Origin of the sequence: Burkholderia sp. AU45251 (assembly GCF_030482905.1) — a bacterium.
Classification (GTDB): Bacteria; Pseudomonadota; Gammaproteobacteria; order Burkholderiales; family Burkholderiaceae; genus Burkholderia; species Burkholderia aenigmatica.
In genome coordinates, this window is sequence record NZ_JAUJQH010000021.1 from 35,462 (window position 1) to 56,184 (window position 20,723).

The 20,723-nt window shown below is 68.5% G+C and carries 15 protein-coding genes; 9 read left to right on the plus strand and 6 right to left on the minus strand.

Annotation, left to right across the window (positions count from 1 at the left end):
• Window positions 1-192 precede the first annotated feature (192 nt).
• The 5 genes from QZM67_RS29980 to QZM67_RS30000 all read left to right on the plus strand — a co-directional run bounded on the left by QZM67_RS29980 (window position 193) and on the right by QZM67_RS30000 (window position 5,771).
• Window positions 193-1,632 carry an aldehyde dehydrogenase family protein gene (locus QZM67_RS29980; protein WP_301808872.1) on the plus strand — a complete coding sequence of 480 codons (1,440 nt, stop codon included), beginning with the start codon at window positions 193-195 and terminating at the stop codon, window positions 1,630-1,632.
• Between the two features lie 92 nt (window positions 1,633-1,724).
• Window positions 1,725-2,483, plus strand: coding sequence for an SDR family oxidoreductase (locus QZM67_RS29985; RefSeq protein WP_043189764.1), 759 nt, complete (start codon window positions 1,725-1,727; stop codon window positions 2,481-2,483).
• 128 nt (window positions 2,484-2,611) lie between these two features.
• Entirely contained in the window at window positions 2,612-3,916 is a 1,305-nt protein-coding gene (locus QZM67_RS29990) for an MFS transporter (RefSeq protein ID WP_043189766.1), read from the plus strand.
• 218 nt (window positions 3,917-4,134) lie between these two features.
• A complete protein-coding gene (locus QZM67_RS29995; protein ID WP_175022462.1) occupies window positions 4,135-4,548 on the plus strand; it encodes a helix-turn-helix domain-containing protein in 414 nt (137 codons plus the stop codon).
• Window positions 4,545-5,771 carry an alpha/beta fold hydrolase gene (locus tag QZM67_RS30000; RefSeq protein ID WP_301808876.1) on the plus strand — a complete coding sequence of 409 codons (1,227 nt, stop codon included), beginning with the start codon at window positions 4,545-4,547 and terminating at the stop codon, window positions 5,769-5,771. Before QZM67_RS29995 ends, QZM67_RS30000 begins: the two co-directional genes overlap by 4 nt.
• Before the next feature lie 113 nt (window positions 5,772-5,884).
• Here QZM67_RS30000 and QZM67_RS30005 read toward each other — a convergent pair whose 3' ends face one another.
• From QZM67_RS30005 to hemC, 3 genes are read right to left on the minus strand one after another with little or no spacing between them, the layout of a single operon-like run.
• Window positions 5,885-7,072 (minus strand): heme biosynthesis protein HemY, encoded by a 1,188-nt coding sequence (locus QZM67_RS30005; RefSeq protein WP_174941658.1) that lies wholly within the window; start codon window positions 7,070-7,072, stop codon window positions 5,885-5,887.
• Window positions 7,073-7,074: 2 nt separating this feature from the next.
• Window positions 7,075-9,045, minus strand: a complete 1,971-nt coding sequence (hemDX, locus tag QZM67_RS30010; RefSeq protein WP_301808880.1) for a fused uroporphyrinogen-III synthase HemD/membrane protein HemX — start codon at window positions 9,043-9,045, stop codon at window positions 7,075-7,077.
• Window positions 9,045-10,049, minus strand: a complete 1,005-nt coding sequence (gene hemC, locus QZM67_RS30015) for a hydroxymethylbilane synthase (protein WP_301808882.1) — start codon at window positions 10,047-10,049, stop codon at window positions 9,045-9,047. Before hemC ends, hemDX begins: the two co-directional genes overlap by 1 nt.
• Window positions 10,050-10,256: 207 nt before the next feature.
• Between hemC and ppc the strand changes: the two genes are divergently transcribed.
• Window positions 10,257-13,283: a phosphoenolpyruvate carboxylase gene (ppc, locus tag QZM67_RS30020; RefSeq protein WP_301808883.1), complete on the plus strand. Its 3,027-nt coding sequence runs from the start codon at window positions 10,257-10,259 to the stop codon at window positions 13,281-13,283.
• A gap of 127 nt (window positions 13,284-13,410) precedes the next feature.
• Here the strand turns inward: ppc and QZM67_RS30025 are convergent, their stop codons facing one another.
• Window positions 13,411-14,163: a class I SAM-dependent methyltransferase gene (locus tag QZM67_RS30025; protein WP_043189785.1), complete on the minus strand. Its 753-nt coding sequence runs from the start codon at window positions 14,161-14,163 to the stop codon at window positions 13,411-13,413.
• Between the two features lie 215 nt (window positions 14,164-14,378).
• Here QZM67_RS30025 and QZM67_RS30030 point away from each other — a divergent pair, with 215 nt between their 5' ends.
• From QZM67_RS30030 to QZM67_RS30040, 3 genes are all read left to right on the plus strand, one after another.
• Window positions 14,379-15,188 carry a helix-turn-helix transcriptional regulator gene (locus tag QZM67_RS30030; protein WP_043189788.1) on the plus strand — a complete coding sequence of 270 codons (810 nt, stop codon included), beginning with the start codon at window positions 14,379-14,381 and terminating at the stop codon, window positions 15,186-15,188.
• A 136-nt stretch (window positions 15,189-15,324) separates the two neighbouring features.
• A complete protein-coding gene (argH, locus tag QZM67_RS30035; protein ID WP_046544646.1) occupies window positions 15,325-16,734 on the plus strand; it encodes an argininosuccinate lyase in 1,410 nt (469 codons plus the stop codon).
• A gap of 94 nt (window positions 16,735-16,828) precedes the next feature.
• Window positions 16,829-17,512 carry an HAD family phosphatase gene (locus QZM67_RS30040; RefSeq protein ID WP_175022468.1) on the plus strand — a complete coding sequence of 228 codons (684 nt, stop codon included), beginning with the start codon at window positions 16,829-16,831 and terminating at the stop codon, window positions 17,510-17,512.
• An 82-nt stretch (window positions 17,513-17,594) separates the two neighbouring features.
• Here QZM67_RS30040 and QZM67_RS30045 read toward each other — a convergent pair whose 3' ends face one another.
• Entirely contained in the window at window positions 17,595-18,422 is an 828-nt protein-coding gene (locus QZM67_RS30045; RefSeq protein ID WP_043189797.1) for a lysozyme inhibitor LprI family protein, read from the minus strand.
• Window positions 18,422-20,701 carry an arginine/lysine/ornithine decarboxylase gene (locus tag QZM67_RS30050; protein ID WP_043189799.1) on the minus strand — a complete coding sequence of 760 codons (2,280 nt, stop codon included), beginning with the start codon at window positions 20,699-20,701 and terminating at the stop codon, window positions 18,422-18,424. Before QZM67_RS30050 ends, QZM67_RS30045 begins: the two co-directional genes overlap by 1 nt.
• Window positions 20,702-20,723: the final 22 nt, after the last annotated feature.

Below are 20,723 nucleotides of genomic sequence, written 5' to 3' on the forward strand. Positions count from 1 at the left end.
CCTGAGTAAACGCTGAAGCGCCAACTCGGGGCGACCGCGAAGCATGGGGCCCGCGTAAGCGCTGAAGCGCCAACTCGGGGCGACCGCGAAGCATGGGGCCCGCGTAAGCGCCGAAGCGCTAACTCGGGTCGACCGCAAAGCATGGGGCCTGAGTAAACGCTGAAGCGCTAACTCGGGTCGACAGGAGCTGGCATGGAAGAGGCGAAGCACTTCATCGCGGGCGAATGGACGTTGCCCGCACAACTGGAAACCATCGCGGTCGTCGATCCATCCGACGGCCAGCCATTCGCAGCGATCGCCCGCGGCACCGCGCCCGACATCGAGCGTGCGGTCGCCGCAGCCCGCGACGCATTCGCGGGCCCGTGGGGCGCCGCCAGCGCCGCCGAGCGCGGCCGCGTGCTGATGCGACTGTCGGCGCGCGTGGCTAATTCCCTCGAGGAACTCGCCGCGATCGAGGCGCGCGACACCGGCAAGCCGCTGAAACAGGCCCGCGCCGACGCAGCCGCGCTCGCGCGCTACTTCGAGTTCTACGCGGGCGCCGCCGACAAGCTGCACGGCGAAACCCTCCCCTATCAAGCGGGCTATACCGTGCTGACGGTGCGCGAGCCGCACGGCGTCACGGGCCACATCGTGCCGTGGAACTACCCGATGCAGATCTTCGGGCGCAGCGTCGGCGCCGCGCTCGCGGCCGGCAACGCCTGCGTCGTCAAGCCGGCCGAGGATGCGTGCCTGTCGTTGCTGCGCGTCGCCGAGCTGGCCGCCGAGGCCGGACTGCCGGCCGGCGCGCTCAACATCGTCACCGGCTACGGCCATGAAGCGGGCGCCGCGCTCGCTCGTCATCCCGGCATCGACCACATCTCGTTCACGGGTTCGCCGGCCACCGGCAAGCTGGTCACGCAGATGGCGGCCGAGAACCACGTGCCCGTCACGCTCGAACTCGGCGGCAAGTCGCCGCAGATCGTGTTCGCCGATGCCGATCTCGAAGCGGCGCTGCCCGTGCTCGTGTCGGCGATCGTGCAGAACGGCGGGCAGACCTGCTCGGCCGGCAGCCGCGTGCTGATCGAGCGCGCGGTGTACGAGCCGCTTATCGAGCGGCTCGCCACCGCGTTCAACGGGCTGCGCGTCGGCCCGAGCCGCGCCGATCTCGACTGCGGCCCGCTGATCAACGCGAAGCAGCAGCAGCGCGTGTGGGATTTCCTGTCCGACGCGCAGCACGACGGCATTCCGATGGCCGCGCATGGGCAGGTCGTCGCCGACGCGCCCGAAAGCGGCTTCTACCAGGCGCCCGCGCTGTTGCGCGACGTGCCGCCGTCACACCGGCTCGCGCAGGAGGAAGTGTTCGGCCCCGTGCTCGCCGCGATGCGTTTCGTCGACGAAGACGAAGCCGTCGCGCTCGCGAACGGCACGCCGTACGGCCTCGTCGCGGGCATCTGGACGCGCGACGGCGCGCGCCAGATGCGTCTTGCGCGACGCCTGCGCGCAGGCCAGGTGTTCATCAACAACTATGGCGCGGGCGGCGGCGTCGAGCTGCCGTTCGGCGGCGTGGGCCACTCGGGGCATGGCCGCGAGAAAGGCTTCGAGGCACTGTACGGCTTCACCGCGCTGAAAACGATCGCGATCCGGCACGGCTGAACGCGCGGAAAACGGCAAGCGGCACGCGGCCGGCAGCGCCCGGCCGCATGCCGAAGCACGACGACACTCATATCCAGCAGAGGAGACACATCATGCGGTTGAGCGGCAAGACGGCCATCGTCACGGGCGGCGGCTCGGGGTTCGGCGAAGGCATCGCGAAGACGTATGCGCGCGAAGGCGCGAACGTCGTCGTCAACGACCTGAACGGCGCGGCAGCCGAGCGCGTCGCGAGCGAGATCGCGCTCGCGGGCGGCAAGGCGATCGCGGTGGCCGGCGACGTATCGAAAGAGGACGACTGGCATGCGCTGCTGCAGGCCGCGCTCGACGATTTCCATACGGTGCAGATCGTCGTGAACAACGCGGGCACCACGCACCGCAACAAGCCGGTGCTCGACGTGACGGAAGCCGAATTCGACCGCGTGTACGCGGTCAACATGAAGAGCCTGTTCTGGTGCGTGCAAACCTTCGTGCCGTACTTCCGCGAACAGGGCGGCGGCGTGTTCGTGAACGTCGCATCGACGGCCGGCGTGCGGCCGCGGCCGGGCCTCGTCTGGTACAACAGCACGAAAGGCGCGATGATCACCGCGAGCAAGTCGCTCGCGGCCGAACTCGGCGCCGACCGCATCCGCGTGAACTGCATCAACCCCGTGCTCGGCGAGACGGCGTTGATGACCGAATTCATGGGCTGCGAGGATACCCCCGAGAACCGCAGCCGCTTCCTCGCGACGATCCCGCTCGGCCGCTTCTCGACGCCGCAGGACATCGCGAACGCGGCGCTTTACCTCGCATCCGACGAAGCTGAATTCATCACGGGCGTCTGCCTCGAAGTCGACGGCGGGCGCTGCATCTAGCCGCACCGTGCTGTTCGCGCGCCGTGCCGGGTTTCACCGGCCGGCTCGACATCCACGCATTGCTTCGCACGAAACCGGGCCTGGCGCCGATACGCCTGCCCCGGTCAATTACAAGGACAGGAGACAACATGGCAATATCGACGCAGTCGCTGCCGGGTTCGTCCGGCGCATTCGAGGAAGCAACCTACCGCAAGGTGTCGTGGCGGCTCGTGCCGCTCCTGCTGCTGTGCTACGTGGTCGCGTATCTCGACCGCGTGAACGTCGGCTTCGCGAAGCTGCAGATGGCGAGCGACCTGAACCTGAGCGACACCGTCTACGGGCTCGGCGCCGGGATCTTCTTCTTCGGCTATTTCCTGTTCGAAGTGCCGAGCAACATCATCCTGCACAAGGTCGGCGCGCGCGTGTGGATCGCGCGGATCATGGCGACGTGGGGCGTGATCTCGATCCTGACGATGTTCGTCACGACGCCCACGATGTTCTACGTGATGCGCTTCCTGCTCGGCGTCGCCGAAGCGGGCTTCTTCCCCGGCGTGATCCTCTATCTCACCTACTGGTATCCCGCGCACCGGCGCGGCCGGATGACGACATTCTTCATGACGGCCGTCGCACTGTCCGGCGTGATCGGCGGGCCGCTCTCGGGCTTCATCCTGAAGGCGTTCGACGGCATGAGCGGCTGGCACGGCTGGCAATGGCTGTTCCTGCTCGAGGGTATCCCGTCGGTGCTGGTCGGCGTGATCGTGTTCCTCAAGCTGGACGAGCGGATCGCGAAGGCGAACTGGCTGACCGACGACGAAAAGGCGCTGCTCACGCGCAACGTCGATGCGGAAGAAGCGACCAAGGAAGATCTGCCGCTCGGCGCCGTGATGTCGAGCCCGCGTGTGTGGCTGATGGCGCTGATCTACTTCTCGTTCGTGATGGGGCTCTACGGCGTCGGCTTCTGGCTGCCGACGATCATCAAGGCCACCGGTGTGACCGACACGTTCATGATCGGCCTGCTGTCGGCGATTCCGTATGCAGCGGCGGTGGTCGCGATGATCCTGATCGCACGCAGCGCAGACAAGCACCGCGAACGCCGCTGGCACGTCGCGATTCCGGCCGCAATCGGCGCGCTCGGGCTCGTGCTGTCGGTGATCTGGGCGCACCAGACCGCGCTCGCGATGCTCGGCCTCACGCTCGCGACGATCGGCATCCTGACGACGCTGCCGCTGTTCTGGAGCCTGCCGACCGCGTTCCTCGGCGGCACGGCAGCCGCAGCCGGCATCGCGATGATCAACTCGATCGGCAACCTCGCCGGCTTCCTCAGCCCGTACATGATGGGCTGGCTCAAGCAGGCAACCGGGGCCAACGATTCGGGCATGTACATGCTCGCCGGGTTCCTCGTGCTAGGCGGGCTGCTGGCGCTGTCGGTGCCGAAGCGGCTGGTCGACAAATGACGCAGGGCGCACGGGCGCCCGCCGGTTGATGACCGGCACCTGAAACGCCCCGCTGGCCGGAACCGATCCGGTCGGCGGGGCGTTTCTGCTTCCACGCACGCCGCCCGGACGATGCGGTTCGGTGACTCGCCAATGGTGATGCCCTTCTCTTAAAATACTCCCTATTGATCCATTTATCATGGAACAATAGGGAACATTTTGAGCGCCACTGGCCGATCATGTTCCATACCGTCGAAGAGTCCGCCGCACACCTGCGCCTCCACCCGAAGACCGTCCTGCGCTTCATCCGCGAGGGCAAGCTGCACGCCACGCGGGTCGGCCGTGCATACCGCATCCTCGACACCGACCTTGCCGCGTTCGCGCAAACGAAGCCGGCCGCGCCCGTGCCGCGTGCGGTGCGCGTCACCAGCATCGTCGACGTTCCGGACGCGTCGCAATCGCTGCACCAGTACCTGTCGCGATCGCTGCAAGCGATGGCGTCCGGCCGCACGTCGTACGTCGACCCGGTGCGAATCGACGTCACGTTCGATCCCGCCGCGAGCCTGGTCAAGATCATCGTCGCCGCGACGCCGGCCGACACGGCCGCGCTGATGTCGTCGGTCGACGCTTTGCTGCAGCAAAGCGGGACATGAGCGCGGTCTTCAGGTCGACCCGCCACGCCCGCGCGATTCGCGCGGCTTACGAGGCTGCGCTGTCGCACTGGCCGGCCGGGCATCGGCGCATCACGGTGCAGACGCGCCATGGCGCAACGCACGTGATCGCCTGCGGCCCCGAGCACGCGCCGCCGGTCGTGCTGATCCACGGCGCGCAGACGACAGCGGCAAGCTGGCAGCACTTCGCGGCCGAATGGTCGACGCACTTCCGGCTCTATGCGATCGACGTGATCGGTGAAGCAGGACCCAGCGCGCCGTCGCGACCATCGCTCGCGAGCGACGCGTACGCGCAATGGCTCGACGACGTGCTCGACGGCCTGGGCGTGTCGCGCGCCGCGTTCGTCGGCATCTCGTTGGGTGCGCGAACCGCGCTCGATTTCGCGTTGCGCCGGCCGGTGCGCGTCACGCGGCTTGCGCTGCTCTGCCCATCCGGCATCGGCAGGCAGAAGCCGTTTCTGTGGTGGGCGCTGCCGCTGTTGCTGTTCGGCGATGCGGGACGCGCGTGCGTACGACGGCGCGTGCTCGGCCGTCTGCCGCCCGCGTCGACGCCGGCCGAGCGCGACGCATTCTCGCTCATGCGCGCCGTGGATCGCGGCCTTCGGCCGCGCCTCGAAACGATCCCGGTGTTCGGCGACGGCGCGCTGCGCACGCTGTCCCCGCCGATGCTGGCGATCGTCGGCGGTCGCGACGTCATGCTCGATTCGCGCGATACGTGCGATCGCCTGATGCGTCTCGTGCCGCACGCGCAGGTCCGGTTTCTTCCGGATCAATACCACTTCATCCGCGGGCAGCGCGACACCGTGCTCGCATTTCTCATGTCGACGGAGCCAACCTGCATGCACCACCGAATCGTCCAGGCAGCCGGCCATCGCGTGCTGGTCCGAGATCCTGCCGCCAGTCTCGTCCAGCGCGAAAGCGATGCACTCGACCTCGTCGCGCTCGCGCACGAGCATGAAGCCGACTGGATCGCGCTCCCCGCCGACGCGCTGCACGACGATTTCTACCGGCTCGACAGCGGGCTGGCGGGCGCGGTACTGCAGAAACTCGTCAACTACGGCGTCCGGCTCGGTGTGGTCGGTGATATCGACCGCTGGCTTGCACGCAGCGAAGCGCTTCGCGCGCTCGTTCGCGAGTCCAATCGCGGCGCATCGGTGTGGTTCGTCGCGAACGAGGACGACCTGCTGCGCAAGCTCGGTGCATGACGTGTCGTCCAGGTCACCCTGGACGAAAAAAAGCCCCGAATGCCTTCCAGCATTCGGGGCTTTTTTGCGCGAGTGGCGCGAGCCGCCTGCAGCAGGCAGCCACATCGCCCGCATCAGACCACGGTAATCGCGAGCGCGCTTTCGCGATAATGCTTCGCAGCCTTGTCGGATTCACCGAGATGCTCGAACAGGCGTGCGAGCGCGCGATGCGCACGCACCTTCAGCGCCTCGTTGTCGGCCAGCTTCAGTGCCGATTCGAGGAACGACTGCGCCTTGCCCCACAGTTGCTGCTGCTGGCACAGGCGGCCGAGCGCGAACAGCAGATCGGCATCCTCCGGGTGATCCTTCTTCCACCCTTCCGCCTTCTGGATCAGCGGCAGCGCATCGGCGCCGGCCGTGTCCGGGTAACGGCGCAGCAGACGGGCATCCCAGTTGTGCGCAAGCGCGTCCTCGACGATGCGGCGCGCTTCGTTGCGACGTTCGAGCGGCACGAGCAGATCGGCCGCGAGATCGGCGAGACGCGGCGACTGGCGCTCGACCGGCGACAGCGACTGCCACACTTCGAGCAACGCGTCCGGGTCGTGCCGGCGTTCGCGCAGCAGGTTTTCCGCGGCCTGCTGGCGCAGCCGCACGGCCGCGGCCGGATGCAGCGCCTCGCGCTTCTCGAGCGCCTTCGCGAGCTTCAGCACCTCGGCCCAGTTCTTCAGCTGCTGCTGCGCACGCAGTGCGACCTGCTGCGCATGAATGCGCTTGCCGCCCGCCTGCAGGTCGGCCAGCGCGGCGAGCGCGCCGTCGGCGTCGCGCGCATCCGCGCGCATGTCGGCCGCGGCGAGCAACCGTGCATCCTGCCACTCAGGTGCGTCGACCTTCGACAGCCAGTCGTCGCGGCGCGTGTACTCGTGCATCCGGTGCGCGGCGGTGGCCGCGACGAGACTCGCCGCGCCCTGGTTCGCATCGACCGACAGCGCTTCACGCGCGGCCTTCTCGGCGCGCGAGAAGCGGCCTGCGTACAGGTTCGCGATCGCGTCGCGCAGCGATGCCTGCGCCTTCTCGTTGCGCGAACGCGCCCGATACGCGGCGACCCGCTGCGGCATGCGCCAGATGTTGCGCACGATGCGCAGCAGCGCATACACGACGATGAACAGCACGACGATGGCGATCACGAACAGGTTCAGCGACACGTCGATCCGGTACGGCGGATAGACGAGCAGCACCTGCCCCGCGTCGAAACGACCGACGGTGGCGAGCGCAGCGGCGATCGCGAACAGGACCGCGAGCCAGACGATTCCTCGAAGCGTCATCGTTACCCCCGGCTCTTGAACTGCTGAACGGCGTTCAGGCTCGTGTTCAGGTTCGGCACCGCAACCGTCAGCGATGCACCGTCAACCTGCTTGAGCAGATCCTCGACGGTCTGCGTGTCCTTCGATGCCTGGTCGAAATACTTCCCGAGCGACGCCTGCGCGGCGTGCAGGTCGGCCTTCATCGCGCTGTCGTTGCGTGCGAGCAGCGACAGGCGCGCGGTCAGCAGGCGCAGCTTCACGTTCTCGCGCACGAAGTAGCCCTGGTCGGGCGACGCGAGCATCGCGTCCGCGTTGTCGATCCGGCGCACCTGCACGAGCCCTTTCAACTGCTGGCCGAGGCCGGCCGAGAAGTCGTGCCACCACACCTTCCAGCGCGGCTCGCCGGCCACGGCCGACGACGCGGCGTCAGCCGGCGCGGCCTTCGGCGCTTCGTGCGGGACGATCGCCTCGCCGGACAGCGGCAGCGCGTCGATCTTCGCGATCGCGTCGTCGAGCTTGATCGCGAGACCCGTGAGATCGGCCGCCGGTGCGGCCTTCAGCTTCTCGATGTCCAGCGCGAGCGCCTTGCGCACCGTGACGGCCTGCGCGCTCTGCGACGTCGCGAGGCGTGCGTCGGCATTCTGCAGCGCGATCAGCGCAAGCTGCGTGTTGCCGGTCAGCTGAAGCTGCTGGCTCGCGCTCGACAGCATCTGGTCGACTTCTTCGAGCATCCACGCATCGCGGTTACGCGACAGGTCCTGGTATTGCTGCTGCAGCGCCTGCTGCGCGCTCTGTGCGTCGGCAAGCTTGCCGTCGAGCTGCGCGAGCTGCGTGTCGACCTGATGCGCGCTCGCGAGCGCCTGCTCGGTCTTCGTGCGCGTCTCGGCCGTCTGCGCATCGAGCGCCTTCTGGCGCGCGACGAACGTGCCGTCGAGCCGGTCGATCTTGCGGTTCAGCGCGTAGCCGCCGACGCCCGCCGCGCAGCCGAGCACGACGACGACGAACCACAGCACCGCGCTGCCGCCGCGGCGCGCAGGCGGTTCGGACGCCATATAGGCGGGACGGGACGGCGGTGCGGATGCAGCGGCCGGCTGGGAAGCGACGCTTTTGGAATCGTTGGTATCTGTCATGCGTTTAGTCACCGGTGCGGCTGTCGCCGGTTGGACGGCCTCGTCGGCCATCGTTCGAAACGCGCGGACGATGCGCTCATCGCCCGCGCCGGTCAGCGTAATCCTATCAAAACCCAATGCACGCGCGGTCTGCTCGATCCGCGGATGCGGCGTCACGAGCGGCGCATGCTTCAGCGCATCGATCTCGGCATCGTTCAGGTGCGACCGCGCAAGTTCGTGCAGGTTGCGCACGCCTTCCGAGCTCGTGACGAGCCACGCATGCGGTTCGCCGTGGAGCAGCGCATGCACGCGCTCCCACGCGCCGACGCGCGGCTCGGGCACGACGCGCCGGTACGCGGCGACGAGCGTGACGTCCGCACCGGCCTCGCGCAGCCGCTCGGCGAGCCATTCGCGCCCGCCGTCGCCGCGCACGATCAGCACGCGCTTGCCCGCCAGCGCCTGCGCGCCGCCGAACGCGGCCTCGATGCACGCGAACAGGCTTTCTGAATCGTAATGGGGTACGCCGCCGTCGGCCGGCGCCTGCGGCGCGATCACGCGATGCGCGGGCGCCGCGATATCGTGCCGCTCGAGCGCCGCGACGCTGCCGGGCCCGACCACGCCGACCGGCAGCGCGTTCGGCCAGATCGCGCCGTACTGCGCGAGCGCGCGGTCGATCGCATTCGGCGACACGAAAATCACCAGCGCGTAGTCGGCGAGCGCCGCGAACGCCTCGTCGAGCGGCGCCGGATCGTCGACCGGCGCAATGTCGATCAACGGAAATTCGAGCACGTCGCAGCCGGCCTCGGCCAGTTGCGACGCAAGCGCGCCGGACTGGCCGTCCGGGCGCGTCAGGACAGCGGTGAACGCGCGCGCGCCGCCCGCCATCAGGCGTCGCCCTTGCCGGCGGCCGGCGAGCCCGCGAGCAGCGCCTGGACGATGTCGAGCGCGCCTTGCGCCTCGAGTTCGTCGGACACGGCGCGGCCGAGCGCGAGCGCATCGGCGACGGTCACGACGGCCCCGCACTCCTCGGCCGTCAGCACGCGCTTGCCGTCGGTCGTCGACACGCGGCCCGTCAGGTACAGCTCGCCCGCGCGCCACACCGCGTGCGCGGCGAGCGGCACCTCGCAGCTGCCGCCGAGTGCGCGCGACACCATCCGCTCCGCCTCGACCGCGAGCGCGGTCTGCGGGTCGTGCAGCGGCGCGAGCCACGCGGCGACGTCGCTGCGGTGCGATGCGATCTCGATGCCGAGCGCGCCCTGGCCCGCGGCGGGCGGGCTCGCGTCGACGTCGAGCAGCGCGCGAATCCGCGCTTCGAGGCCGAGGCGCTTCAGGCCGGCGGCCGCGAGGATGATCGCCGCGTAGTCGCCGCGATCGAGCTTCGACAGGCGCGTGTCGAGGTTGCCGCGCAGCGGCAGCACGTCCAGGTGCGGGTAGCGCGAGCGCAGCATCGCCTCGCGGCGCAGGCTCGACGTACCGACCACGGCGCCGGCCGGCAGCGCGTCGAGCGACGCGTAGTCGTTCGACACGAATGCATCGCGCGGATCGTCGCGCTCCATGATCGCGGCAAGCGAGAAGCCGTCGGGCAGCGCCATCGGCACGTCCTTCAGCGAATGCACGGCGAGATCGGCGCGGCCGTCGGCCAGCGCGGCCTCCAGTTCCTTCACGAACAGGCCCTTGCCGCCGACCTTCGACAGCGTGCGATCGAGAATCTGGTCGCCGCGCGTCGTCATCCCGAGGATTTTCACGTCACAAGCTGGATATAATTTGCGCAGCGCATCACGCACATGTTCGGCTTGCCACATCGCCAGGCGGCTTTCGCGCGAAGCAATCGTCAACGTCGTGGGCGACAGTGCCTGTTGCGGCCCGGCCGCAGGGGTCTCGGAATTCATTGCTGGAACATCGAAGAACGGGATTGAAGATCGAACAATGGTAGCACGCACGCCCCTGCCCGCCCGGGCCCGGAGCCTGCGCCCGGCCTGCCGCCGAGCGGGTCGCGGCGCCGATGTGCGGATGTGCCGCACGTAGCTGGTTGCTTGACCGCAGTTTCGCAGTTTCCGCAGTTCCTTTTGACTCGAGCTTTCCCAAGGAAACCCATCGTGAAGTCTTCCGGATCGGCGCGTACGGCGCGCCGCAATGCTGCCCTGTCCTCCTCCGACGCCTCGACGGACACCGTCGCCACCGCCGCGAACGGCCGTGCGAAAACGGCAACGAAACCGAAAGACCCGATACGTCAGACAAAACGCCCGGCGAAAACCGCCGGCCCGGCAGCCCGCACCGCGGCCCGCACGGCCGGTGCGACGAAGTCCGGCACGCGCACGCGCGAAGACAAGGACGGCCCGCTGTTCGACGACATCCGCTTCCTCGGCCGCCTGCTCGGCGACGTCGTGCGCGAGCAGGAAGGCGACACCGTGTTCGACGTCGTCGAGACGATTCGCCAGACCGCGGTCAAATTCCGCCGCGAGGACGACAGCGAAGCCGCGCAGACGCTCGAGAAGAAGCTGCGCAAGCTGACGCCGGAGCAGACGGTGAGCGTCGTGCGCGCGTTCAGCTATTTCTCGCATCTCGCGAACATCGCCGAAGACCGTCATCACAACCGCCGCCGCCGCATCCACGCGCTGGCCGGCTCGGCATCGCAGCCCGGCACGGTCGCGTACGCGCTCGAACAGCTGAAGACGACCGGCAACGCGTCGAAGCGCCTGCTGCAGCGCTTCTTCGACGATGCCCTGATCGTGCCGGTGCTGACCGCGCACCCGACCGAAGTGCAGCGCAAGAGCATCCTCGATGCACAGCACGACATCGCGCGCCTGCTCGCCGAGCGCGACCAGGAGCTGACCGGCCGTGAGCGGCAGTACAACGAGTCGATGCTGCGCGCCCGCGTCACCACGCTGTGGCAGACGCGCATGCTGCGCGACGCGCGCCTGACGGTCGGCGACGAAATCGAGAACGCGCTGTCGTACTACCGCGCAACGTTCCTCGACGAACTGCCCGCGCTGTACGGCGACATCGAGGCCGCGCTCGCCGAGCACGGCCTGTCCGCGCGCGTGCCGGCGTTCTTCCAGATGGGCAGCTGGATCGGCGGCGACCGCGACGGCAACCCGAACGTCACGGCCCCGACGCTCGACGAGGCGATCAACCGCCAGGCCGCGGTGATCCTCGAGCACTATCTGGAGCAGGTGCACAAGCTCGGCGCCGAGCTGTCGGTGTCGAACCTGCTCGTCGGCGCGAACGACGCCGTGAAGGCGCTCGCGGCAGCGTCCCCCGACCAGTCGCCGCACCGCGTCGACGAGCCGTATCGCCGCGCGCTGATCGGCATCTACACGCGCCTCGCCGCCAGCGCGCGCGTGCGCCTCGGCGAAGGCACGGTGCCCGTGCGCAGCGCGGGCCGCGGCGCGCCGCCGGTGCGCGCGATCCCGTATGCGGATTCCGAAGCGTTCGTCGCCGACCTGAAGGTGCTGACCGCGTCGCTCGACGAACACCACGGCACGTCGCTCGCCGCGCCGCGCCTCGCGCCGCTCGTGCGCGCGGCCGAAGTGTTCGGCTTCCATCTCGCGAGCATCGACCTGCGCCAGAGCTCCGACGTCCACGAAGCCGTGGTCGCCGAACTGTTCGCGCGCGCGGGCGTCGAGGCCGACTACGCGGCGCTCGCGGAGGAAGACAAGCTGCGCGTGCTGCTCGCCGCGCTTGCCGATCCGCGTCCGCTGCGCTCGCCGTACTTCGAATACTCGGCGCTCGCGCAGAGCGAGCTCGGCGTGTTCGAGAAAGCGCGCGAAGTCCGCGCGCAATTCGGCGCACGCGCGGTACGCAACTACATCATTTCGCATACGGAAACCGTCAGCGACCTCGTCGAAGTGCTGTTGCTGCAGAAGGAGACGGGCCTGCTCGAAGGCGCGCTCGGCGTACCGGGCGGCGATGCGAAGAACAGCCTGATGGTGATCCCGCTGTTCGAGACGATTCCCGACCTGCGCGACGCCGCGCGCATCATGCGCGAATACTTCGCACTGCCGGGCATCGACGCGCTGATCGCGCACCAAGGCGCCGAGCAGGAAGTGATGCTCGGCTATTCGGACAGCAACAAGGACGGCGGCTTCCTCACGTCGAACTGGGAGCTGTATCGCGCGGAACTCGCGCTCGTCGACCTGTTCCGCGACCGCAAGATCACGCTGCGCCTGTTCCACGGCCGCGGCGGCACGGTCGGCCGCGGCGGCGGCCCGACCTACCAGGCGATCCTGTCGCAACCGCCGGGCACCGTGAACGGCCAGATCCGCCTGACCGAACAGGGCGAGGTGATCGCGAGCAAGTTCGCGAACCCGGAGATCGGCCGCCGCAACCTCGAGACGGTCGTCGCCGCGACGCTCGAGGCGACGCTCCTGCCGCAGAACAACGCGCCCGCGCAACTACCGGCGTTCGAGGCCGCGATGCAGACGCTGTCCGATTCGGCGATGGCCGCGTACCGCGCGCTCGTCTATGAAACCCCGGGCTTCACCGACTATTTCTTCTCGTCGACGCCGATTACCGAGATCGCCGAGCTGAACATCGGCAGTCGCCCGGCTTCGCGCAAGCTGCAGGATCCGAAGCAGCGCAAGATCGAGGACCTGCGCGCGATTCCGTGGGGCTTCTCGTGGGGCCAGTGCCGGCTGCTGCTGACCGGCTGGTACGGCTTCGGCAGCGCGGTGAGCGCGTATCTCGACGGCGCGCAGGACGACGCCGAACGCACGAAGCGCGTCGCGTTGCTGAAGAAGATGAACAAGACCTGGCCGTTCTTCGCGAACCTGCTGTCGAACATGGACATGGTGCTCGCGAAGACCGACCTCGCGGTCGCGTCGCGCTACGCGCAGCTCGTTTCCGACCGCAAGCTGCGCAAGCACGTGTTCGAGCGGATCGTCGCGGAATGGGAGCGCACGTCGCAGGCGCTGGCGGAAATCACCGGGCACGAAGGCCGCCTCGCGACCAACCCGCTGCTCGCGCGCTCGATCAAGAACCGCTTCCCGTATCTCGATCCGCTGAACCACCTGCAGGTCGAGCTGATCAAGCGCCACCGCGCGGGCGACACGAACGCGCGGCTGCGCCGCGGGATTCACCTGACGATCAACGGGATCGCGGCCGGCCTGCGCAACACGGGCTGACCCGCATGCGGCGCGGTGTGATTCCGCGCCAACCGGCATCGTGAAAGCCGCGATACGCCACCGTACCCACGGTGCGTATCGCGGCTTTTTTCATGCGCCGGCGAAACAGTAGCCGCACACCGCGCGCTCAGTGCGCGTCGATCAGCAGTGCGTCGTGTTCGAACGAGCCGTCGGGCTGCACCGCGTAGTAGCCGCGCACCTCGTCCGGCGCATGCGCCCACAGCGCGCGAATGCCGGTGACGCTGTCGGCCGGCGTGCGGATCCGCGCGACCCACGTATCGAAATCGATCGGCAGGCGCCAGCGGCTGTGCACGTGTGCGTCGAAGCCGGCATCGCGGAACATCGCGAGCCATTCGTCCGCGCGGTAGTCGCGCACGTGCGACGCGTCGCGCAGCACTTCCGCGGCCTGCAGGTACGTATCGAGGAGCGGATGGTCGTTGCCGGCGATGTCGATCATCAGCACGCGACCGCCCGGTTTCAGCACACGGCGTACCTCGGCGAGCGCCGCGCGCATGTCATGCCAGTGGTGTGCGCTCATCCGGCTCACGACCCAGTCGAACGTCGCCGTCTCGAATGGCAGTTGCTCGGCCGGGCCCTGCTGCGTACGAATGTTCGCGAGCCCGCGCTCGCGCGCGGCGGCGTCGACGGTCGCGAGCATCTGCGCGGCGAGATCGTAGGCGACCACGTCGCGCACGTGCGGCGCGACCGCGAAGCTCGCATGGCCGGCGCCGCAGCCAAGATCGAGCACCGCGGCATCGGGCGTCGCGCGCACGGCGTCGGCGAGCGTCTGCAGATCGGCGCCCGTCGCGTGGACCGTGCTCGTCAGATAGGCGGCGGCCGTCGTGCCGAATGCGTCGGCGACCTGGTCGTGGTGTTTCATCGTTCGCTCCTTGGTACCGTTGCCGGTGCGACAGACGCCTCAGCGCCTGTTCCGGCCCCATGCAACGCGTTTTGTGGGACGCCCGCTGCCGTGCCAGCGCGCGAGCCGCTACAATAGGCCTGCGTTTGTACCAGTACAAGTTAAGCAGTTATTCTGGTATTCGAAACACCTGTCTGATCGTTGCCGCATCCCCGCTTCCCTTTCGCCGTTTCCGCATGAACCACCCGTCCTCCGCCCCCGTCCTGCCGCTCGACGCCACGCCCGCCCGTGCGCTCGGCGAATTCATCCGTGCTCACCGCGAGCGGCTGTCGCCGCAGGCCGTCGGCCTGCCGCCCGGACCGCGCCGCCGCACGCCGGGGCTGCGGCGCGAGGAAGTCGCGCAGCTGTGCGGCGTCAGCCCGACCTGGTACACGTGGATCGAACAGGGCCGCCCCGTGTCTGCGTCGGCTGACGCGCTCGCGCGGATCGCCGTCGCACTGCAGCTGTCGAAGGCCGAGCGCGCGTACCTGTTCGAACTGGCCGCGCAGCGCGACCCGGCCGAGCCCGACGTCGCGGGCGGCGACCTGCCGCCGACGCTCGCCGCGACCGTCGCGGCAATCGCGACACCTGCGTACGTGCTCGACCGGCAATGGAACGCCCTCGCATGGAACGCACCGGCCGCCGCATTGTTCTCCGGCTGGCTCGATGGCGAGCACGACCGCAACCTGCTGCGCTTCACGTTCATGTCGCCGGCCGCGCGCACGCTGATCGTCGACTGGGAAACCCGTGCGCGGCGGCTCGCGGCCGAATTCCGCGCCGATTCGATCCGTCACCTGACCGATGCGCCCACGCGCGCGCTGATCGACGCGCTGACCGCCGGCAGCGACGCCTTCGCGCAGTACTGGGCATCGCAGGACGTGTTCGAACGCGAAGGCGGCCTGCGCGAATTCGACCATCCGGCCGACGGCCGCCTCGTGTACCAGCAGATCACGCTGAAGCCCGCGCACCGCGAGGACCTGAAGCTGGTGGTGCTGGTGCGCGACTGAACGGGCCGGCCTGCGCCGGCCACGGCCGGCAAGCCGCCGCGAACGGCCGCGCGCCGCGGCGGGCAGGCCCGCGAATGTTAGAATCGCGGGATCCCTCGGCGGCGCACGCCGCTCAATCTCCCTTCGAAGAATCGCCATGACGTCCCAACTGCACAAAAAGGGCGAGGCCTGGTCGGCCCGCTTCTCGGAACCGATGTCGGAGCTGGTCAAGCGCTACACGTCGTCGGTATTTTTCGACAAGCGCCTCGCGCTCGTCGACATCGCCGGCTCGCTCGCGCACGCGAACATGCTCGCCGCGCAGAAGATCATCAGCGCCGACGACCTGGCCGCGATCGAACGCGGGATGGCGCAGATCAAGGGTGAAATCGAGCGCGGCGAATTCGAATGGCAGCTCGACCTGGAAGACGTCCACCTGAACATCGAAGCGCGCCTGACCGCGCTGATCGGCGACGCCGGCAAGCGCCTGCACACGGGCCGCTCGCGTAACGACCAGGTCGCGACCGACATTCGCCTGTGGCTGCGCGGCGAGATCGACCGCATCGGCGGCCTGCTGAACGACCTGCGCGGCGCGCTGCTCGACCTCGCGGAACAGAACGCCGACACGATCATGCCGGGCTTCACGCACCTGCAGGTCGCGCAACCCGTCACGTTCGGCCACCACCTGCTCGCGTACGTCGAGATGTTCTCGCGCGACGCGGAGCGCATGCGCGACTGCCGCACCCGCGTGAACCGCCTGCCGCTCGGCGCGGCCGCGCTCGCCGGTACGAGCTACCCGATCGATCGTCACGCCGTGGCGAAGACGCTCGGCTTCGACGGTATCTGCGCGAACTCGCTCGACGCGGTGTCCGATCGCGACTTCGCGATCGAATTCACGGCCGCCTCCGCGCTCGTGATGACGCACGTGTCGCGTTTCTCCGAAGAACTCGTGCTGTGGATGAGCCCGCGTGTCGGCTTCATCGACATCGCCGACCGCTTCTGCACCGGCAGCTCGATCATGCCGCAGAAGAAGAACCCGGACGTGCCTGAACTCGCACGCGGCAAGACGGGCCGCGTGAACGGCCATCTGATGGCGCTGCTGACGCTGATGAAGGGCCAGCCGCTCGCGTACAACAAGGACAACCAGGAAGACAAGGAACCGCTGTTCGACACGGTCGACACCGTCGCCGACACGCTGCGGATCTTCGCCGAGATGGTTGCCGGCATCACCGTGAAGCCGGACGCGATGCGCGCGGCCGCGCTGCAGGGCTTCTCGACCGCCACCGACCTCGCCGACTACCTCGTGAAGCGCGGCCTGCCGTTCCGCGATGCGCACGAAGCCGTCGCGCACGCCGTGAAGATCTGCGACGACCGCGGCATCGATCTCGCCGACCTGACGCTCGACGAAATGAAGCAGGAGCTGCCGAACGTCGCGCACCTGATCGGCGAAGACGTGTTCGGCTACCTGACGCTCGAGGGTTCGGTCGCCAGCCGCAACCACCCGGGCGGCACCGCGCCCGACCAGGTACGTGCAGCGGTCAAGGCTGCGCGCGCCGCGCTCGGCCAGTAAGCCCGCTGTTCCGGACGGACGCCTTCGGCGTCCGTTTTTCATTCGGGCGGCCGTCGCGCCGCCCATCGCCTTCCCTGCTTCCCGAATGCCGCCGATGACCTTTTCCGCCGCGCTCTTCGACATGGACGGCCTGCTCGTCGATTCCGAGCGGACCATCATGAATACGTGGATCGACGTGTCGAATACACACGGCGTCACGCTGACCACCACCGACTACCTGCAGATCGTCGGCCGCTCGTTCGCCGAGGGCCAGGTCATCCTGGCGCGGCTGATCGGCAACCCCGATACGTTCGACGCGGTGCGCACCCGCGTGCGCGAGCAGCTCGCGGCGCCCGAACCGCATCCGAAGTTTCCGCTGAAGCCCGGTGCGTTCGCGCTGCTCGACGCACTCGCGCAGGCCGGCATTCCGTGTGCGGTCGCGTCGTCGTCCGCGTGCGACGTGATCCGCGCGCGGCTCGACGCGGTCGGTGTGCTGCCGTTCTTCCGCGCAATCGCGGGCGGCGACGAAGTCGCGCGCGGCAAGCCCGACCCGGCGGTCTACCGGCTCGCGGCCGAACGCCTCGGCGTGCCGGCACACGCATGCGTCGCATTCGAAGACAGCGACTTCGGCGCGCAGTCGGCCGCCGGTGCCGGCGCATCGGTCGTCACCGTGCCCGACCTGAAGGCGCCGACGCCCGAAATCGTCGCGCTGAGCCTGCATGTGCTCGCCTCGCTCGACGATGCGGTCGCGCTCGTGCCGTCGTGGTTCGGCGGGCACGATACGCAGCGGCCCGCGTAGATCACCTGCGGCTCAATGCAAAACGGGCACCCTCGGGTGCCCGTTTTGCCGTATCGCCGCACAATCGGCGTCGCGCTTGCGCTTATTGGTTGCCGGCCGTCTCCGACAGCCGCTTCATCGTCGCGATGCGCGCGCCGATCAGGTCGACGCGGCCCTCTTCGCCGACGAGCGGCGCCGTCGCATCGCGGAACCCGACCCACGCGCGCTGCGCGCGGACGAGCGTCGCGGCCGAATGCGCGGGCATCTTGCGGCGCAACTTCTGGTAATAGCGGTTCAGGTCGAACAGCGCGTGCTCGCATGCGGCGTCCTGTTCGCACGGCCGCACGCGGCGCACGGCCGGATCGCGCGGGGCGTTCGCCGGCTTGCCGTTCGGTTTGGCCGCGCTCGGGGCATCGCTCGCACTGCCCTGCGCGCCGCTCGTCGCCGCGACCGGCACGGCAGCGGGCGGCGGCGCATAGCGATCCGCCGCGGCGCGCAGCGCCAGCGCGCGATCGCGCACGGGCTGCAGTTGCAGGTCGGCACTCGACATCGCGTACGACGTGCCGCGCGTCGTGTCATACACGGCCTTCAGCAGATGCACTTCGTCCTTGCGCCACGTGAGCCAATGGCGCTGGCTGTCCTGCCAGCCACGCTTCGCGTCGGCCGGCGCATCCTTCAACAGGCGCTGATACGCGCCGTCCACCACGGCCTGCCACTGCTGCTGCGTTTCGCCCATGCACTGGATCTGGCCGGCCGGCGAAGACCGGTCGCGCCGCGCGAGGCATTGCCGCATCGCGACGTCGATCGGGTCGGCCGCCGCGACTTCCGCATGCGCGACACCCACGCCCGCCAGCCCGGCCGACCCTGCCGCCCAGACGACGAGCGCGGCCAGCGCCGCGCGCATCGCCTGGATTCGTCCGTGCGTCGCCATCAGTCGCGCACGCAGTCGACGAAGTACTCGACGCGGCCGTTCACCTCTTCCGCGACGAGGCCGTGGATGTCGGTGTGGAAGCCCGGGAAGCGCTCGTTGAAGTCGCGCGCGAACCGCAGGTAGTTCACGATCGTCTTGTTGAAGCGCTCGCCCGGGATCAGCAGCGGGATGCCCGGCGGGTACGGCGTGAGCAGGATGCTCGTCACGCGGCCTTCGAGCTCGTCGAGCGGCACGCGGTCGATCTTGCGGTGCGCGAGCTTCGCGAACGCGTCCGACGGCTTCATCGCCGGCTCCATGTCCGACAGGTACATCTCCGTCGTCAGGCGCGCTATGTCGTTCGCACGGTACACGTCGTGGATCTGCGCGCACAGGTCGCGCAGGCCGACGCGCTCGTAGCGCGGATGCTGCGCGACGAATTCCGGCAGCACGCGCCACAGCGGCTGGTTGTTGTCGTAGTCGTCCTTGAACTGCTGCAGCTCGGTCACCATCGAGTTCCAGCGGCCCTTCGTGATGCCGATCGTGAACATGATGAAGAACGAGTACAGGCCGGTCTTCTCGACGATGATCCCGTGCTCGGCCAGGTACTTCGTGACGATCGCGGCCGGAATGCCGGTCTCGCCGAACTCGCCGTCTACGTCGAGCCCCGGCGTGATGATCGTCGCCTTGATCGGGTCGAGCATGTTGAAGCCTTCCGCCAGCGGGCCGAAGCCGTGCCAGTGGTCGTTTGGCTTCAGCATCCAGTCTTCGCGCGAGCCGATGCCTTCTTCCGACAGGTTGTCCGGGCCCCACACGCTGAAGAACCAGTCGTCTCCGTATTCGGCGTCGACCTTGCGCATCGCGCGGCGGAAGTCGATCGCCTCGGCGATCGATTCCTCGACGAGCGCGGTGCCGCCCGGCGGCTCCATCATCGCGGCCGCGACGTCGCACGACGCGATGATCGCGTACTGCGGGCTCGTCGACGTGTGCATCAGGTACGCCTCGTTGAAGCGGTGCTTGTCGAACGTGCGGTTCTCCGAATCCTGCACGACGATCTGCGATGCTTGCGAGATGCCCGCGAGCAGCTTGTGCGTCGAGTGCGTCGCGAACACGAGCGCGCCGGTACGCGGACGGCCGTCGCCGATCGCGTGCATGTCGCGGTAGAAGTCGTGGAACGTCGCGTGCGGCAGCCACGCTTCGTCGAAGTGCAGCGTGTCGAGCAGGTCGCCGAGCAGGTCCTTGATCATCTCGACGTTGTAGACGACGCCGTCGTACGTGCTCTGCGTGATCGTCAGGATGCGCGGCTTCATGTCCGGGTTCTCGCGCATCGCTTCGCGCGCGAACGGGTTCGCCTCGATCTTCTTGCGGATGTTCTCCGGCTTGAATTCGTCGCGCGGGATCGGCCCGATGATCCCGAAGTGGTTGCGCGTCGGCGTCAGGAACACCGGGATCGCGCCCGTCATCGTGATCGCGTGCAGGATCGACTTGTGGCAGTTGCGGTCGACCAGCACGATGTCGCCCGGTGCAACCGTCGCGTGCCAGACGATCTTGTTCGACGTCGACGTGCCGTTGGTCACGAAGAACAGGTGGTCCGCGCTGAAGATGCGCGCCGCGTTGCGCTCGGACGCCGCGACCGGGCCCGTGTGGTCGAGCAGCTGGCCGAGTTCGTCCACCGCGTTGCAAACGTCCGCGCGCAGCATGTTCTCGCCGAAGAACTGGTGGAACATCTGGCCGAGCGGGTTCTTCAGGAACGCGACGCCGCCCGAGTGGCCCGGGCAGTGCCACGAGTACGAGCCTTCATCCGCGTACTTGACGAGTTCCTTGAAGAACGGCGGCGCGAGCGAGTCGAGATAGACCTTCGCCTCGCGGATGATGTGGCGCGCGACGAACTCCGGCGTGTCCTCGAACATGTGGATGAAGCCGTGCAGCTCGCGCAGGATGTCGTTCGGCAGGTGGCGCGACGTGCGCGTCTCGCCGTACAGGAAGATCGGGATGTCCGCGTTGCGGCGGCGCACTTCGGTGACGAACGCGCGCAGCTCGATGATCGCGGTCGCGAGCTCTGGCAGTTCGCCGTCCGGGCCGGTCTCGCCGAGCATGAGTTCGTCGTCGTCGATCGACAGGATGAAGCACGACGCACGGCTCGATTGCTGCGCGAACGACGTCAGATCACCGTAGCTCGTGAGACCGAGGACTTCGACACCCTCCTTCTCGATCGCTTCGGCCAACGCCCGGATGCCGGAGCCCGAGATGTTCTCGGAGCGGAAATCTTCGTCGATGATGACGACGGGGAAACGAAACTTCATGGGCGATTCTCCAAAAAGAACG

What these genes read in the sequence shown, in the direction of transcription:
- QZM67_RS29980 (WP_301808872.1), top strand. Translation starts at nt 193, where the DNA reads ATGGAAGAGGCGAAGCACTTCATCGCGGGCGAATGGACGTTGCCCGCA.
- QZM67_RS29985 (WP_043189764.1), top strand. Translation starts at nt 1,725, where the DNA reads ATGCGGTTGAGCGGCAAGACGGCCATCGTCACGGGCGGCGGCTCGGGG.
- QZM67_RS29990 (WP_043189766.1), top strand. Translation starts at nt 2,612, where the DNA reads ATGGCAATATCGACGCAGTCGCTGCCGGGTTCGTCCGGCGCATTCGAG.
- QZM67_RS29995 (WP_175022462.1), top strand. Translation starts at nt 4,135, where the DNA reads ATGTTCCATACCGTCGAAGAGTCCGCCGCACACCTGCGCCTCCACCCG.
- QZM67_RS30000 (WP_301808876.1), top strand. Translation starts at nt 4,545, where the DNA reads ATGAGCGCGGTCTTCAGGTCGACCCGCCACGCCCGCGCGATTCGCGCG.
- QZM67_RS30005 (WP_174941658.1), bottom strand. Translation starts at nt 7,072, where the DNA reads ATGACGCTTCGAGGAATCGTCTGGCTCGCGGTCCTGTTCGCGATCGCC.
- hemDX (WP_301808880.1), bottom strand. Translation starts at nt 9,045, where the DNA reads ATGGCGGGCGGCGCGCGCGCGTTCACCGCTGTCCTGACGCGCCCGGAC.
- hemC (WP_301808882.1), bottom strand. Translation starts at nt 10,049, where the DNA reads ATGAATTCCGAGACCCCTGCGGCCGGGCCGCAACAGGCACTGTCGCCC.
- QZM67_RS30025 (WP_043189785.1), bottom strand. Translation starts at nt 14,163, where the DNA reads ATGAAACACCACGACCAGGTCGCCGACGCATTCGGCACGACGGCCGCC.
- QZM67_RS30030 (WP_043189788.1), top strand. Translation starts at nt 14,379, where the DNA reads ATGAACCACCCGTCCTCCGCCCCCGTCCTGCCGCTCGACGCCACGCCC.
- argH (WP_046544646.1), top strand. Translation starts at nt 15,325, where the DNA reads ATGACGTCCCAACTGCACAAAAAGGGCGAGGCCTGGTCGGCCCGCTTC.
- QZM67_RS30040 (WP_175022468.1), top strand. Translation starts at nt 16,829, where the DNA reads ATGACCTTTTCCGCCGCGCTCTTCGACATGGACGGCCTGCTCGTCGAT.
- QZM67_RS30045 (WP_043189797.1), bottom strand. Translation starts at nt 18,422, where the DNA reads ATGGCGACGCACGGACGAATCCAGGCGATGCGCGCGGCGCTGGCCGCG.
- QZM67_RS30050 (WP_043189799.1), bottom strand. Translation starts at nt 20,701, where the DNA reads ATGAAGTTTCGTTTCCCCGTCGTCATCATCGACGAAGATTTCCGCTCC.